The organism is Undibacterium sp. TJN19, assembly GCF_049339485.1.
In the GTDB taxonomy this organism is placed as follows: Bacteria; Pseudomonadota; Gammaproteobacteria; order Burkholderiales; family Burkholderiaceae_D; genus Undibacterium.
Window position 1 is genome coordinate 1 of record NZ_JBMPPL010000010.1, and the last position, 16,298, is coordinate 16,298.

Annotated in this window: 10 protein-coding genes; 8 read left to right on the forward strand and 2 right to left on the reverse strand. The window is 51.9% G+C overall.

Annotated elements, in window-relative coordinates:
• From ACO0LH_RS22060 to ACO0LH_RS22075, 4 genes are all read left to right on the forward strand, one after another.
• Positions 1-482, forward strand: a 482-nt coding sequence (locus ACO0LH_RS22060; protein WP_422943295.1) for an integrase core domain-containing protein, incomplete at its 5' end; no start/stop codon positions are given.
• A 485-nt stretch (positions 483-967) separates the two neighbouring features.
• Positions 968-1,990 (forward strand): phospholipase, encoded by a 1,023-nt coding sequence (locus ACO0LH_RS22065; protein ID WP_422943296.1) that lies wholly within the window; start codon positions 968-970, stop codon positions 1,988-1,990.
• 128 nt (positions 1,991-2,118) lie between these two features.
• Positions 2,119-3,387 carry a peptidylprolyl isomerase gene (locus tag ACO0LH_RS22070; protein WP_422943297.1) on the forward strand — a complete coding sequence of 423 codons (1,269 nt, stop codon included), beginning with the start codon at positions 2,119-2,121 and terminating at the stop codon, positions 3,385-3,387.
• Positions 3,388-3,410: 23 nt separating this feature from the next.
• A complete protein-coding gene (locus tag ACO0LH_RS22075; protein ID WP_422943298.1) occupies positions 3,411-4,004 on the forward strand; it encodes a hypothetical protein in 594 nt (197 codons plus the stop codon).
• A 163-nt stretch (positions 4,005-4,167) separates the two neighbouring features.
• Here the strand turns inward: ACO0LH_RS22075 and ACO0LH_RS22080 are convergent, their stop codons facing one another.
• Positions 4,168-5,616, reverse strand: a complete 1,449-nt coding sequence (locus ACO0LH_RS22080; protein ID WP_422943299.1) for a serine hydrolase — start codon at positions 5,614-5,616, stop codon at positions 4,168-4,170.
• Positions 5,617-6,243: 627 nt separating this feature from the next.
• On the opposite strand from ACO0LH_RS22080, the gene ACO0LH_RS22085 reads away from it, so the two are divergent.
• Genes ACO0LH_RS22085 through ACO0LH_RS22100 form a run of 4 tightly spaced genes read left to right on the forward strand, consistent with a single transcriptional unit; the run spans position 6,244 to position 15,339 of the window.
• Positions 6,244-7,626, forward strand: coding sequence for an MdtA/MuxA family multidrug efflux RND transporter periplasmic adaptor subunit (locus ACO0LH_RS22085; RefSeq protein ID WP_422943300.1), 1,383 nt, complete (start codon positions 6,244-6,246; stop codon positions 7,624-7,626).
• A gap of 15 nt (positions 7,627-7,641) precedes the next feature.
• Positions 7,642-10,782, forward strand: coding sequence for an MdtB/MuxB family multidrug efflux RND transporter permease subunit (locus tag ACO0LH_RS22090; protein WP_422943301.1), 3,141 nt, complete (start codon positions 7,642-7,644; stop codon positions 10,780-10,782).
• Positions 10,779-13,898 (forward strand): multidrug efflux RND transporter permease subunit, encoded by a 3,120-nt coding sequence (locus ACO0LH_RS22095; protein ID WP_422943302.1) that lies wholly within the window; start codon positions 10,779-10,781, stop codon positions 13,896-13,898. The genes ACO0LH_RS22090 and ACO0LH_RS22095 overlap by 4 nt, the downstream gene beginning before the upstream one ends.
• A 7-nt stretch (positions 13,899-13,905) precedes the next feature.
• Complete coding sequence (locus ACO0LH_RS22100; protein ID WP_422943303.1) at positions 13,906-15,339, forward strand: efflux transporter outer membrane subunit; 1,434 nt, start codon at positions 13,906-13,908, stop codon at positions 15,337-15,339.
• Between the two features lie 48 nt (positions 15,340-15,387).
• On the opposite strand, the gene ACO0LH_RS22105 is transcribed toward ACO0LH_RS22100, so the two are convergent.
• On the reverse strand, positions 15,388-16,287 hold the full coding sequence (locus ACO0LH_RS22105; protein WP_422943304.1) for a LysR substrate-binding domain-containing protein: 900 nt from the start codon (positions 16,285-16,287) through the stop codon (positions 15,388-15,390).
• Positions 16,288-16,298: the final 11 nt, after the last annotated feature.

Below are 16,298 nucleotides of genomic sequence, written 5' to 3' on the forward strand. Positions count from 1 at the left end.
AAGCAATGAACCAGGCCTGGTCCATGGACTTTATGCATGACCAACTGGCTGATGGTCGTAGTATCCGTTTATTCAATGTGATAGACGACTACAACCGTGAAGGCTTGGGCATTGAGGTCGACTTCTCACTACCGACGGTGCGTGTTATACGTGCTTTGGACAACATCATAGAATGGCGCGGAAAACCGATGGCGATACGGTGCGACAATGGTCCAGAATTCGTCAGCACCCACTTGAGAGCCTGGGCTGATCGACGCGGGATCAGGATTGAATATATCCAGCCAGGACGACCACAGCAAAATGCCTACGTGGAACGCTATAACCGGACCGTGCGCTACGATTGGCTAGCGCATCATCTGTTTGATACTGTGGATGAGGTGCAGGATTTCGCCACACGATGGCTTTGGACGTACAATCACGAACGGCCTAACATGGCCTTGGGAGGGTCTACTCCGAAACAAAAACTCGCCATTGCAGCATAGTGCTACTTTTAGCTGTGGTTAAAAATGGGGGGATTACCGTTACAACTCCCCTACTCGTCAAATTGCTTGCTTTCCAGCCAAGCGGCACAGAAGCAGAGGCCTATCCAGCCAGTAACAGCAATGCCACTGCATTAAGCACGATGTGCAGGCTTTGATATCCGGCTAAGCGTCATGGCATGACTACGCATGTGTGTCCTGTACCCCATAACTCCCTGGTGCCGATTTGATATTGATTTATTTTCATATCTACGCGAAAGAAGTGACGTGCTGATTACGAAAGACTAGAGGTCACATTCTAGAGAAAATACTAAGATTTTCGCTAGCGATCATGTTAAAAAGCTAATGCACTGAGATTGTTTAATTATCAATATTTGTGTTTGCTGCAAATTCCCAATTCAGAAATTAGAAAAACGGGGGTTGTAGCGGTAATCAATTACCGGTCCAAGTTTCGCTCCTTTTCAAAAATTAAACCTGAAGGACGTTCTATGAAATCTGTTTTCAAGCTGGCCACTATCGCCGCCCTGCTTTGTAGTTTCTCGCCTGCACATGCGTTCCTGCAAGAGACTCACCGTCGTATCGCCATCGACGCCGTGACTTTTATGAAAAACAATCCTGACAAAACCAACTATAGAGCACTGGTAAGTGGTTTGGCGCGTGCTGGTTATACGGCGGATCAGTTCGCTGCGGCCATGGGCCAGGGTGCCTACGACGTGGATGATTTTGCCGATACTTATATCTGCGGGGCGATTACCGGTGATTGCCAATTGGCACCGATCTGGGGTGCGGCGCAAAGCATAGTCAAATACACTTCTTACTGGCATTTTCAAAATCATACCGCTGGCCCTGATGTGCACGGCAATCCTTTTGGCGGCTATAACTATGCCAAGCTTACCGTAGCAGGAGATATAGACAATCTCGCAGCATCCTGGTTGGTTGGCGACTATCTCGATGATGGTGCAGGTGGTATGAAGGGCTGGTTTGGAGATAACAGCAAGTACAATACTTATGGTGTTACAGAGGCGCATTACCGTCTGGGAGGTTACTCTACGCCCAGCCAATATGCTGATTTTGAAAAAATCCCCTTCCAGCCCATTGATAACCTGGCGCAATACTGGTTCCAACAGTTCTTGACCAGCCCTAGCCTGCAAAGCCTTGGCTTTGTCATGCACTCTACTGACTTGCTGCAGCCCCACCATACCTGGACCACGTCGGCCCGCAATCATGCAGGATGGGAGCAATGGGTCAATAGCTACTACGACAGCCAGAACCTGAATGACCCGGCGCTGGTCGCAGCAGCCATGGCTGACTTCACGCCGCTGGCTCCCAATGCTACCGACATCCGTCAATTGCTGACACAAGGCGGCACTTACTCTTATCAGAATGGTGGTATCGTGCTCTCATCAACCGACCAGAATGACCGCATTCGTACTGGTCGCCTGGTCGTACCGCACGCAATTGCCATGTTGGTTCATGTACTGAACCGTGCAGCGAATCGCCTGAATAGCTGATGCATACCATGTACAGACAGGGCCGCAGCTCGCTACAAAAAATGGGCGTTACAGGCGGCATGGCTTGCCTATCTGTACTTTGTCTGGCAATGTCTACTGCTGCAATTGCAGTGGACATTGCTCCCTCTATGATGGCCATTCAGACGACACTACAGCCTGAACTGGCTGCACGTCTGGATGGTAAGCCTGTCTACAAGCTGACACTGGACGTGCTTGCCCAGATAGCGCAATTGGAGAATCCCAAAACAAGGCGTGTCGATATTCTCGACAATATTATCCGCAATCGCCTGCTCGCTGGAGCGGTTCGTGGCCGGTTTGCCGAAGAAGAATTGCAATCATCCCGGCGGGTGGCCTTTGAACCAGACGTGACGCTGGATAATCAGTTGAGCGGCTATTTGCGAACTATCTATCACAAGGATCTGGAGACCGCCATCAACAAACTTCCAGGCGGCAGGCTGGACGCGCTAGTCCAGGAAAAGGGAAAACTGGATGAAGAAGAACTCAATAAGGTTTTTGGTCCTAAAAACAGGGTGATGCTTGACTATACGCTAAGCCCGGCACAGCAGACTATCGCCGCTCATGTCCCGGTCTTGCGCTGCAACTTTGCGCCTGCCGTCGACATCAGCCTGTACGCCATATTTCGTCGGCAGAATGTGCAGGGCCGGGTGGAATTTTTTAACCGCAATCGTGATTTCATTCGACAACAGGCACAACTCTATCTGGCCAACCTGTATGTAATTGAATGGGCGCGCCAGCGTTTTGGTGAGCTGGCGCTAAGCGATTTGAGGCAGGCATTGGAAGAGCAAAATACAACACGAGCGATCATGGGCCTGCATGGCATAGGGGCTGATACCGATTCCGAAAGTAAGCTGTTGAACCAGCTCGCTGCTGAAGTGAAGCCAAAAGAAATTCAGGCCTACTTCGGCGCCCACAAAGAAGAATTCAGACGTATTGTTTCGGTCAAATCACGCCATATCCGTCTTGATAACGAGGTACTGGCCAGGCGGGTCGCAGAACTGGCAAGCCAGGGAGTCGATTTCGCTAAACTGGCGCAGCAGTATTCGACCGCAGCTGATGCAGCGCAAGGTGGGGATCTGGGTGTCATTCACCACAAAGGGCAATTGTCCTGGCTGGAGCAATTGGCCTACATGCAGGAACCGGGCAAGATATCTCCACCTGTTCGTGCCGCCGTAGCGCCAGACGAGAAAGCGTATTGGGAAATCGTACTGGTGGAAAACCGCAATGAAGGCTATCAGGATCCAGCATCAGAAACCGTGCGTTATCAGGCAAGTCAGGCAATAGCGCAGGACAAAGCCGTTCGCCAGTTGTCATCCTTACAGGCGAAATTGCGCAAAAACGCCAGGATAGAGATCAACCAGGTCGCATTGACGAACTAATTAACTGACGGGGTGGCGCAATCATGAACAAGGATATCTTCATCGCGGCTGCGATTCTTGTAACGACTGGCCTTATTACCTGGCAATTCTGGCCGCAGCCTGAAGACATGAAAGCCCTGCAACAAACCACGCTTGCCCCATCCAGTACCATGGAATTAGATAATCCCAAACAATTGCGGTCAAGTTCATGGCCGCCACCATTTCCAGAACGAGTTGAAGAAAGAAAATTCGTACCATTGTTACCGATGGGGCCACAGCTTTCTGCCGCTCAGAGCCTGGCTGCTACTCGCGAAGGCGATCCACGCACGCCCCCCGTACTGCATAACCAGATCGTCCAGGAAATGCCTGATGCCGCAGAGTTGGCTGATCCCAAAGCCTATCAAGCATATGAGACACGACAAAACACTCGCCTGTATGCGGCCTACGTACAGGCAGCAAATGACGAAATACCGCGGCTGCGTGAAGCAATTGCCCGTGCACGCGATATGGGCATGACACCGGCAGATATAGCCAAGGGTGAGGAAAAGCTACGCCGCATCTCTGCCATGCAAGGACAACTGCTGAGTGAACATCCGGAATTGCAAACGACCGCCAGGGCGCAAACAAGCTCGAGATGATTTGCTGAAATTCAGCATTTGTCGAACTTATCTTGTGTCGACTACCTTTATAGGGCGGAATACAAGGTCAGCGAAATCAAAACTTGAGTCAGTCTCGGTTGAAATTGGTGCAATCGACATGCGATCAATGCGACCATCGCGAAGCGAGAAGGTGACGTATGCATCAGCGAACGATAAAGGTATCGTTCTGAAAGTGTTTTAGCTCGCCGGTAAGACCAGGCGTTCTGGCAAAACTCAGCACATGCCTGGTACCCGCCATTTTAATTGTGGCGCTGCCGTACCAAGGGTCACGGTATTCGCCATCATAGGCCGTCAACGCCAACGAAGGACTGGATTTCACTGTGCTCTTCTCGTCTTTCTTTTCTTGTACTTCTTCCGCCTGGGCCTTGGCAGTAAGCTCATTGTACGTCGCGATCCAATCCGTTTTTTTCGGCATGTCCAGATAGCGGTCCAGCAACTGATATTTTAATGCGTTCAAGGCCGGGCCACTTTCAGCATTGGTCATGATAGCAATGCCCAGTTTCGCAGACGGCACCATTGCCACCACAGAATAAAATCCGAACTGCCAGCCGCGGTGTGTTACCAACATCAAGCCGTGATAATCGCGTAATTCGAAGCCCAGTCCGGAGGCAGCAAAGTTCGATCTGGTTGCTGCCAATTGTGGCTTGGGTTCGCTGACACGGATCGGTATTTGCGGTGTCCACATCTCCCGCGACTGCGCTGCACTGTACAGGCGGCGTTCCTTGCCATTCATATCCGCAGTTCCTAACTTGCCGCCATCAAGCAACAGCATCATCCACTTGGCAATGTCTTCTGCGCTGGTATTGATGCCCATCGCTCCTGCCGCATTCTCCATAGGCATCGATTTAATGACCGAAAGTTTGCCATCAGTTTTGGCGTGCGGCGAGGACAGATTGGCCATGCTTGCTGTTTCCGTCAGGCTCGCAGTTGTGCGCTTCATATCCAGAGGTGTAAAAATTCGCTCGCGTACAGCGGCACCCCACGGCTTGCCCGTCTTCACAGCAATAAGCTTGCCAGCAACAATGTACGGCAAATATTCATAGGTGTAGACACTTCGAAAGCTCGTAGCCGGAGCAAGAAAACGCAGGTTATGAACGATTTCGTCAGTGCTAAAGGTCGATGACGGCCACCACATCAAGTCGCCCACGGCTTCTCCCAAACCGCTGCGATTGCTCAGCAGGTCCCGGACGGTCATCTCGCGCGTAACGTAAGGGTCATACATCTGAAAGTCAGGTAGATGTTTGATGACGGGGTCGTCCCAAGCAAGCTTGCCCTCATCTACCAGCATCGCTAAAGTTACCGCCGTGAAGGCCTTGGAATTGGCGGCGATCTCGAAAAGAGTCTGGCTATCAACCTGGGCGGCCTCCCCTAGCTTGCGCACGCCAAATCCGCATGCAACCAGCACTTTACCGTCCTGGACTATGGCTACAGAGATGCCTGGTACGTCGAATAATTTGAGTACACGGTTGACATCGACCTCAATCTCATCGGCATGTGCAAATGCAGGTGCCAGCAATACCGCCATGGCAAAAACCAACCACAATGAGCGTGCTGGCTGTTTGCGCAGTGAACTGAACTTTCGTTGGTACATGGTAAGACGTCCTTATGGAAGGGCTACTGACAAGCATTGCAGAATGCAGATATTTAGCTAGAATACATGAATAATGTAAATGTGAATCATTCTCATTAAAATAACATCAAGTTTAGAACCATACGACTAAGCTTGTGTGTATGAGGCAATAACGGCTGGTCATGTTGTCGCAATGGTCCGCTTGCGGTTACGATCTCTTAGCCAGATCCTCTGCCTCATATTGAACATATCGTGTGAAACGTGGTTCGAGGACGCCATGGTGTAGACCTCAACTCTTATATTTAGACATCGACGCTGCTAAAAAGAAGTGCTCAGCATGTCAATTGGCAGCAGAAAAAACGATTCCCGTTTCAATACGAATTAAATCAATACATTAGGTAACATTGGTAACGCAACAACACGCCATAATGCTGTCGTATTATTTACGCACTGCACCAAACAGGAAAGAACGCCTACGGAATGGCAATGATTTTGATCATCAGGATCATGACAGACGGGCTTAAAGTGGCTATTCCCCGATTGTTCTTTCTGCTACTGTGACTGTCAGACATGCCAAAACGGCTACCAGTCCGATAGTTGATAGGTGTAAGCTGAAAAAATTAATCATTTGCCACTACCGATAATAATATGAACAATAAACTCATTGCCCTGGCTGCGAAAGCCACCTGCTTCCAACGTGTCCGGGTTTTGCCCTACCAAGCAGGACGTATTCAGTCACGCATGTTGTTGCTATTGGGAATATTGGTACTGATTGTTGTCGGCGGTTTTTTTTGGTGGAAATCTCGTACTGAGGCCAATACCGATCCCGCCTCTGCGATTGCAAAAGCTGCACCCGGCGCGCCTGGTGTAAATGGTGGTGGAAGGCGGTTTGGTGGTGCCAATGCCGTGCAACCAGTGTCAGTGCAAGCGGTGCGCCGGCAAGACATCAAGGTCATGATTAATGCCATAGGTAGCGTCACTGCATCGAATACAGCCGTCGTACATGCTCAGGTTAATGGTGTTCTTCAGCGTTTGAATTTTGTGGAAGGCCAACAAGTCAGCGTTGGTCAATTGCTCGCGCAGATTGATCCACGCGCCTATGAAGCTACCCTTGGTCAGGCTGAAGGGGCCATGGCAAGGGATAAAGCACAACTGGACAATGCCAATATTGATCTGGCACGTTATCGTGATCTGCTGAGCAAAGATGCCATCCCCAAGCAGCAGCTTGATACACAACAGGCACTGGTGCATCAACTGGAAGGCACGGTCAAAGTTGATCAGGCGGCAGTCGCCAGCGCGAAACTGCAGTTGTCTTATACACGCGTACTTGCACCCATCGCCGGCAGAACGGGCCTTAAACAGGTAGACATTGGCAATGTGGTACAACCTTCTGATGCGAACGGCATCGTCATCATCAATCAAACACGCCCTGTTACCCTGGTATTTGCAGTGCCATCTGCCAATGTACCCACGATCACCGCACGTTTGCGCGCGAACGAGGAAATGGCTGTCAATGCCTGGGATCGCAGCGGCAAGCGCGCACTGGCCACAGGTCGAGTTGCCACCGTTGACAATGCGATTGATGTGACGACTGACACTATCAAAGTAAAAGCTGTGTTTGCCAATGCAGACGATGCGCTGTTCCCTAACCAGGCAGTCACCGTGACTTTACAACTTGATACACTGAACAATGTGCTTGCCGTTCCACCGTCTGCGGTATTGCGTGGCACTCAGGGCTTCTATCTGTATGTGGTAAATGAAGACAGCACTGTCAGCACCCGCATCGTGACGCCAGGAACCGTCGATGGCGACTGGATGGCAATTGAAGGCCCGTTGAAACCAGGTGAAAAAGTGGTCATCGATGGCGTAGACCGTTTGCGTGAAGGGGCGAAGGTAGAAGTGATTGCGGCTGATCCCAAACAGCGTGCTGGTGCGACTGCTCCTGCACGCACAGGTAAAGATGGCGGCGGAAAACATGGCAGAAATAAACCGGCAGACTCACCTGCCAGCAGCGCAGCCGCATCCAAGTAAAACTGGATAGCCACCATGAATCCTTCACGAATATTTATCGAACGCCCGGTCGCCACATCTTTGCTGATGGTGGCGATCATGCTGGCGGGTTTTCTGGCATATCGCCTGCTGCCTTTGTCAGCATTGCCTGAAGTTGATTATCCGACCATACAGGTGACTACACTTTACCCAGGCGCCAGTCCGGATGTCATGTCAACTACGGTTACGGCACCTTTGGAAAGACAGTTCGGCCAGATGCCAGGCCTGAATCAAATGACGTCGACCAGTTCTGGTGGCGCCTCAGTGATCACATTGCGCTTCTCTTTGGGTTTATCACTGGATGTGGCCGAGCAGGAAGTGCAAGCGGCAATCAATGGCGGCAGCAATTTATTGCCCAGTGATTTGCCCATGCCACCAATTTATAGCAAGGTCAATCCTGCGGATGCGCCTGTACTGACGATTGCGATTACATCCCCTTCCCTGCCAGTCATCAAGCTTCACGATCTGACTGAGAACCGTCTGGCGCCAAAGCTGTCACAGGTTGATGGCGTTGGCCTGGTCAGTATTGCCGGCGGTCGAAGACCTGCTGTGCGCATCCAGGCCAATCCGCAAACGCTGGCATCGTTGGGCTTGTCGCTGGATGATATACGCTCTGCGATTGTTGCCGCTAATGTGAATCAGGCAAAAGGCAGCTTTGATGGAGCGCAGCGTGCGTCGACGATTGACGCCAATGATCAGTTGAAATCTGTGGCTGAATACCAAAACCTGGTCATTGCCTGGAAAAACGGCAACCCGCTCAGACTGCGTGATATTGCGCAGATTGTCGATGATGCAGAAAATCTGCGTCTGGCCGCATGGGCTGACAGTACACCCGGCGTTATTTTGAATGTACAGCGTCAGCCTGGCGCGAATGTGATCCAGACCGTGGATCGCGTTAAGGCCTTACTTCCAAAATTGAAAGCCTCACTTCCTGCCTCGGTCGACGTGCAGATCATTGCTGACCGCACGACAACAATACGTGCTTCGGTTGATGATACCGAGTTTGAATTATTGCTTTCCATCGTCCTGGTGGTTATGGTGATTTTTCTGTTTTTACGTAGCGCCAGCGCTACCGTCATCCCCAGTGTTGCGGTGCCGCTGTCACTGGTTGGCACCTTTGGAGTCATTTATCTGGCCGGTTTTTCCATCAACAATCTGACGTTGATGGCCTTGACAATTTCTACCGGTTTTGTCGTTGATGACGCGATCGTCATGATAGAAAATATTGCCCGCTTCGTGGAAGAAGGCGAATCGCCGATGGCGGCCGCCCTAAAGGGCAGCAAGCAAATTGGTTTTACCATTATTTCCCTGACGGTGTCATTGATCGCCGTGCTGATACCGCTACTGTTCATGGGGGATGTGGTTGGTCGCCTGTTTCATGAATTTGCCATCACCCTGGCTGTCGCCATCCTGATCTCTGCCTTTGTCTCATTGACGTTGACGCCAATGATGAGTGCACGACTTCTACGACCTGAGCATGACCGCAAGCATTCACGTCTCGGCGCATGGAGTGCGCGCAATTTTGACGCACTTGTCAGTCGTTACGGTTCTGCCTTGAATTGGGTGCTTGATCGTCCGCGTACCACCTTGTTTGTATTTGCCTTCACGGTGGTATTGACCGGTATTTTGTATACCTGGGTACCTAAAGGTTTCTTTCCTGTACAGGATACTGGATTAATACAGGTTATTACCGAAGCAACGCAAACCACCTCTTTTGGTGCCATGGCGACACGCCAGCAGGCAGTAGCAGAAGCTATCCTGAAAGATCCTGACGTAGATCACCTTGCCTCGTTTATTGGCGTGGATGGTGCCAACGCCACGCTCAATACTGGCCGCATGCAAATCACGCTGAAACCCTTCTCACAAAGGCAGGCATCGGCGTCAGAAATTATCCGCAGACTTGATGAAGCCACTTCACACATTCCTGGCATCACAGCCTATATGCAACCAGTGCAGGATCTCACAATTGAAGACCGCATTTCCAAGACCCAATATCAATTTCTGCTCAGTTCACCAAGCCCGGCCGATCTGACGTCGTCAGCAACAAAATTGCTTGAACGTTTGAAAAAATTACCGCAACTGGCTGATGTTGCCAGTGACCTGCAGGATGAAGGACAACAGGCTTACGTCCAGATCGACAGAGAGGCTGCCGGTCGTCTGGGGGTCACCGTGGCGAGTATTGATACGGCACTTTACAATGCCTTTGGCCAGCGCCTGATTTCTACCATTTACACCCAATCGAGCCAGTATCGCGTTGTACTGGAAGCCGCAAAGGATGCCCGGACAGGGTTAACGGCAATTGAAGGTTTATATGTCCCTGGCATTGCCGTATCAGCCACAGGTAGCTCAGGCACAGTGCAAATACCGCTGACATCTGTCGCCCAGGTGATCAGCAAACCGGCGGCATTGTCCATCAACCACGTCGCGCAATTCCCTTCTGTGACGGTGTCTTTCAACCTGGCGGGTGGCGCTTCTTTGGGTAAGGCTGTCGATGCAATCAAGGCTGAAGAAGCACAGCTGGATTTACCACCCAGCGTGGAAACCAGTTTCCAGGGCGCTGCCGAAGCATTCCGTGCATCACTGAGCAGCAGCTTGTTGCTGATTCTCGCTGCCGTGATCACCATGTATATTGTATTGGGTGTCCTGTATGAAAGTTATATTCACCCGATTACTATTTTATCTACCCTGCCTTCAGCTGGTCTGGGAGCCTTGCTTGCGCTGCTGATCGCGGGGCAGGATCTGGGTGTGGTCGGCATCATTGGTATTGTGCTGCTGATTGGTATTGTCAAAAAAAATGCCATCATGATGATCGATTTTGCACTGGATGCCGAGCGCGAACAAGGCATGGAGCCGCGTGCAGCAATACACCAGGCTTGCCTCTTGCGTTTTCGCCCTATCCTGATGACTACCATGGCCGCCTTGCTGGGCGCCTTGCCTTTGATGCTGGGTACTGGTGCCGGGCATGAATTGCGCCATCCTTTGGGAATAACCATGGTAGGCGGCTTGATCGTCAGCCAGATGCTTACCTTGTTTACGACGCCGGTCATTTATCTGGGATTTGCCCATCAGGCTCAGAAGCTTAGCGCATGGCGTAACCGACGTGAAGCAGCCAGAGTAGCGCGAGAAAGCGGTCTATGAATATTTCTGCGCCTTTTATCGCAAGACCTGTTGCCACGACGCTGATGACGATAGGCCTGGCGCTGGCTGGCATCATCGGTTTCCAGTTGCTGCCCATTGCACCATTGCCGCAGATCGATTTCCCCACTATTTCAGTGAACGCTTCACTGCCTGGTGCCAGTCCGGACACCATGGCAGCAACAGTTGCCACCCCGCTGGAACGTGCACTTGGCAGCATTGCCGGCGTCAATGAGATCACCTCGCGCTCATCACTGGGTTCAACGAATATCACTTTACAGTTTGATCTGAACCGTAACATTGACGGTGCTGCGCGCGATGTACAGGCTGCCATCAATGCCGCCCGCAGTTTATTGCCCAGTGGTTTGCCAAGCAATCCCAGCTACAGAAAGGTTAACCCTGCTGACGCACCAGTCATGATACTGGCGCTGACATCGTCAACACTGACACGTGGGCAAATGTATGATGCTGCATCGACCGTACTGGCTCAGCGGCTTGCCCAGGTTGAGGGTATCGGCCAGGTGACGGTTGGTGGTGGTGCCCTGCCCGCAGTACGTGTGGAACTGGACACGGACAAACTCTCACAAAAAGGCATAGCACTGGACAATGTGCGGGTAGCACTGACAGCTACCAATGCCAATCGCCCCAAAGGTTCAGTAGAAGAAAGTGGCAGCACCTGGCAAATTGGTGCCAATGACCAGGCACGAACGGCGGCAGAATATGCGCCGGTAGTGCTTAGCTATCGTAATGGTGCAGCCGTGAGGTTACGTGATGTGGCCGAGGTAGTCGATTCGGTGCAGGATGTACGCAACTATGGCATCGCTAACGGGAAACCGGCCATCGTATTGTTTCTGCTTAAACAGCCAGGCGCCAACATTATTGAAACGGTAGAGCGCGTTCGTGATCTCTTACCACGTTTGCAGGCATCCATTCCGCAAGCGATAGACCTCAACGTCATCAGCGACCGCACGCCAACCATACGCGCTTCGCTGCGGGAGGTGGAGCGTTCACTTGCCATCGCTGTCGGTCTGGTGATACTGGTTGTACTGCTATTTTTGCGCAACTGGCGTGCCACTATGTTACCCGCAGTTGCTGTACCGGTGTCACTGGCAGGTACCTTGGGGGTGATGTATCTATGCGGCTATAGCCTGGATAATCTGTCGGCGATGGCGTTGACTGTTGCAACGGGATTTGTCGTCGATGATGCCATTGTCGTTTCAGAAAACATCAGCAGGTATATCGAACAAGGTTTAAGCCCGCGTGAAGCGGCACTTAAAGGCGCACGTGAGATTGGCTTCACCGTTGTTTCCATCAGTTTGAGCCTGGTGGCGGTATTCATACCGCTGTTGCTCATGGGCGGCGTGGTCGGACGTCTGTTTCGGGAATTTTCTGTCGTATTGTCGTCTGCCATAATGATTTCCATGCTGGTGTCGCTGACCACAACGCCAATGATGGCAGCAGTTTTATTAAAGCAGCATGTGGCCAGAAAGCCGGGACAAAAAAGCAGAATCGGTCGTATGACAGCAAGACTCAACCTGCTGGTCATGCGCGGCTATCGTCACACGTTGATATGGACACTGCGCCATCAGCCGGTCGCCTTAATCGCCTTGCTGGGCGTCATTGTCCTGAATGTTTACCTGTATACAGCGATCCCTAAATCTTTTTTTCCACAGCAGGATACCGGTGTCATTGTTGGCAACGTGCAGGCAGATCAGGGCAGTTCATTTCAGATGATGCAACAGCGCTTGGATACCTTCGTGGCGATCGTCCGCGCTGATCCGGCAGTGGCCAATGTCAGCGGTTCCACTGGTGGCGGGCAAAGCAATTCTGCCAATTTCTACATCACGCTCAAACCTCTGATTGAACGCAAGCTGTCGGCAGATGCTGTGATTGCACGTTTGCGCGGCAGGCTGGCGCATGAACCAGGCGCCAATTTGTTTTTGGTACCGGTGCAGGATATACGCATAGGCGGCCGCCAGTCCAATGCCCAATACCAATATACCTTGCAGGCCGATGATCTGGTCGCCCTGCGTACCTGGGAACCACGCATACGCACTGCTCTGTCACAGTTACCAGAGTTGACCGATGTGAATAGCGATCAGCAAGACAAAGGCATGCAGACTTCGCTGGTTATCGATCGCGACGCTGCTGCACGCCTGGGCGTATCAATGAGTGCGATCGATACCACGCTCAACGACGCCTTCGGTCAGCGCCAGGTTGGTGTCATTTATAATCCACTCAACCAATATCGCGTAGTGATGGAACTGGCCAGCCCTTATCTTCAAGGGCCAGCTACCTTCCAGCGACTGTATGTGACTAACAATGCTGGCAAGCAGATAGCACTTTCAGCACTGGCACGTTTTGAAACCACGAATACGCCGCTGTCGATTAATCACCAAAGTGGTTCTCCCGCATCCACGGTCAGTTTTAACCTGCCCCTGAACGTTTCATTATCTGAAGCCACACTGGCTATCAACAATGCCATGGCAGAACTGGGTGTGCCCATATCGGTACGCGGCAGTTTCCAGGGAACGGCAAATGCCTTCCAGCAGTCACTGTCTTCGCAACCCATACTGATTGCCGCGGCCATCATCACCGTCTATCTGGTGCTGGGTATTTTGTATGAAAGCCTGATACATCCCGTGACGATATTGTCCACCCTGCCGTCTGCCGGCGTGGGCGCGTTGCTGGCATTGCTATTGTTCAGCACTGACTTTTCCATCATCGCCCTGATAGGTGTGATCCTGTTGATAGGTATTGTGAAAAAGAATGCCATTATGATGATCGATTTTGCCATCACCCGCCAGCGATCCTACAGCGCCACTGCTGGTGGAGCTATCTTCCGTGCTGCATGTTTGCGCCTGCGCCCCATCCTGATGACCACTTTCGCTGCCATCTTTGGCGCCATTCCACTTGCCCTTGGTAGTGGTGACGGTGCTGAACTGCGGCAACCACTGGGAATCGCCATTGTTGGCGGCCTGATACTGAGTCAATTACTCACTTTATATACAACGCCTGTGGTGTTTGTCATGATGGACAGGTTGCGCAGAAAGCGCTCGCCGCGTCAAAAAACACAGAACGGCATCGCTGGCGAACCTGCCATCCCTATTTCTCACTAGGTAGCTTATGAATTCAGTTATCCATCGCCCATACAGCACCCCAATTTTTGCTGCCTTGCTATTGGCAGGCTGTGCCATCACCAAAGTCGACCCACCTCCGCCAGTGACTGCCACTGCGCAATTCAAGGAGACTGGCGCGTGGCAGCAAGCAAATGCCGCTGTAACTGTGTCCGATAAATGGTGGACACTCTTTAACGATCCGGTGCTGGATGATTTGCAAAACCGCCTCGTGATCGATAATGAAAATCTCAAAGTGGCCGCAGCTCAGGTTGCCAATGCGCGCGCTGTGCTGGAAGCCAGTCGTAGCGCCATGTACCCTACCCTCTCTGCTGGCCTGAGCGCGACAAGAGAAGGTAGCCCCAGCAATACGCCGTCTGCTACAGCCATCAACAGTGGTATCTCCAGCGGCTCGGGCAATGTCAGCAATAGCTTCTCGCTGACTGCCAATGCGAACTGGGAGGTCGATCTGTGGGGGCGTCTGGCTCAAGCAAGTGCCGGAGCACAGTCCAGCCTGCAAGCCAGCATGGCTGATCTTGCTTCAGCCCGGCTTTCAGCACAGGCAACGCTCACGCAAACTTATTTTTCCCTGCGTACCATTGATGCACAGCTATCATTAAGTGACCGTAGCATTGATGCTTATCAACGTTCAGTCGTGCTGACCCAGGCCCGTTACGACGGTGGCGTTGCAGGCCGCAGTGATCTGTTGCAGGCACAGACTCAGCTTAAGAGCGCCCAGGCGCAGCGGGCTGATCTGACCGCGCAACGCGCCCAGTTGGCACACGCTATTGCAGTACTGGTAGGCACCCAGCCTGCGGCACTGGCCATTACCCATAATGATGCACTACCAGTTGCACCGCTAGTACCAGTCATGCTGCCGTCAAACTTGCTGGAACGCAGGCCAGACATCGCGGCTGCGCAGCGTCGCGTTGCCACAGCCTATTCGCAAATTGGCGTTGCTGATGCCGCCTACTTCCCAGCTCTGTCCTTATCTGCAAGTGGAGGATATCGTGGTACATCCATGTCAGATCTGATCAGTGCACCGCATCTTTTTTGGTCATTGGGCAGCAGTTTGACGCAAGCCATTTTTGACGGTGGGCAAAGAAAACTGGCCAGTGCGCAAGCGCGTGCCAATGCCGAGCAGTTGACTGCGAACTACCGCCAGGTGGTGCTGACAGCTTTGCAGGAAGTGGAAGATAATTTGATTCTGAATACCCAACTGCAACAAGAGGCGCAACTGCAAGCTGAAGCGGTACAGGCCGCACAGCGCAATCTGGAAATCACCCAGGACCAATATCGCGCAGGTACTGTGAGTTACCTGAACGTGGTGATTGCGCAGACCTCCGCATTCAGTAGTGAAAGCAGTTTGCTCAGTACAAGAAACCGTCAACTGGCGGCCATCAGCCAGTTGCTGAAAAACATTGCGGGTCGCTGGGATACATAACGCCCACATATGCGTCAAGAAATTTCCAAGGCAGGAATGATTTGAATTTCAATCAGAAAAATCACGCATTCTTTCTTTCAGAAAGTCGATAAAGAGTCTGGCTCTGGCGGGCAGCAGCCTGGTAGCAGTAATCACATGCACCTGCAATGGGGACATGCTCCATTCTGGCAGTACGCGCCGCAGCTTGCCTGATGCAACTTCGTCACGTGCAAGTTCTGTATGCATGACTGCAATACCCATGCCCAATGTGGCCATTACCCTTGCCATGCCCACGCTATTTACAGCAAAACGGGTAGGGACTTTGACTTCGATGGTCTCGTCGCCACGATGCAGGACTTTCATGTCCGGTTGTTGCGAACTGGAGGAGACCGTACAAAACACATGATGGAGCAAATCAGATGCGTGTTTGAGTGGCGGTGCGTTTTTAAGATACGCTGGCGATGCATACAAATATCGCGGCAACACCGCTATCGGGCGTGCGATCAGCGAAGATGAAGACGCCGGTAAGGGGCCTATGCGTATAGCAAGGTCAAAAGCCTCGGTTTGCATATCGATGCGACGTGGCGACAGATCCAGGTCAAAATTAATCATCGGATAAGCCTTCGCGAAGTCACGCAGTACTGGCCCCAGTTGACCAATTGTCAGATCGGCCGGCATGGATACGCGCAGTGTTCCAGTGGGTCGCTCAGCAAGATCACGCAAGGCTTCATGCGCAATAAGCGCCTCAGCGACAATGCTCTGGCAACGCATAAAATAGACTTCGCCAGCATCGGTTAATTCAACCTTGCGTGTAGAGCGATGCAGCAAGCGCAGGCCCACCATTTTTTCCAGATCAGAAATATGACGTGAAATTGTGGAAATGGGCATATCAAGCGCCAGGGCCGCAGCACGGAAACTTTTCATTTTCGCCACTTCGACAAATTCACGCATATAAGCAAGAATTTCCATTTACAACCCCA

Excerpts from the sequence above, each read along its gene's own strand:
- ACO0LH_RS22095 (WP_422943302.1), top strand. The coding sequence starts at position 10,779 with ATGAATATTTCTGCGCCTTTTATCGCAAGACCTGTTGCCACGACGCTG.
- ACO0LH_RS22100 (WP_422943303.1), top strand. The coding sequence starts at position 13,906 with ATGAATTCAGTTATCCATCGCCCATACAGCACCCCAATTTTTGCTGCC.
- ACO0LH_RS22090 (WP_422943301.1), top strand. The coding sequence starts at position 7,642 with ATGAATCCTTCACGAATATTTATCGAACGCCCGGTCGCCACATCTTTG.
- ACO0LH_RS22080 (WP_422943299.1), bottom strand. The coding sequence starts at position 5,616 with ATGTACCAACGAAAGTTCAGTTCACTGCGCAAACAGCCAGCACGCTCA.
- ACO0LH_RS22105 (WP_422943304.1), bottom strand. The coding sequence starts at position 16,287 with ATGGAAATTCTTGCTTATATGCGTGAATTTGTCGAAGTGGCGAAAATG.
- ACO0LH_RS22085 (WP_422943300.1), top strand. The coding sequence starts at position 6,244 with ATGAACAATAAACTCATTGCCCTGGCTGCGAAAGCCACCTGCTTCCAA.
- ACO0LH_RS22070 (WP_422943297.1), top strand. The coding sequence starts at position 2,119 with ATGATGGCCATTCAGACGACACTACAGCCTGAACTGGCTGCACGTCTG.
- ACO0LH_RS22075 (WP_422943298.1), top strand. The coding sequence starts at position 3,411 with ATGAACAAGGATATCTTCATCGCGGCTGCGATTCTTGTAACGACTGGC.
- ACO0LH_RS22065 (WP_422943296.1), top strand. The coding sequence starts at position 968 with ATGAAATCTGTTTTCAAGCTGGCCACTATCGCCGCCCTGCTTTGTAGT.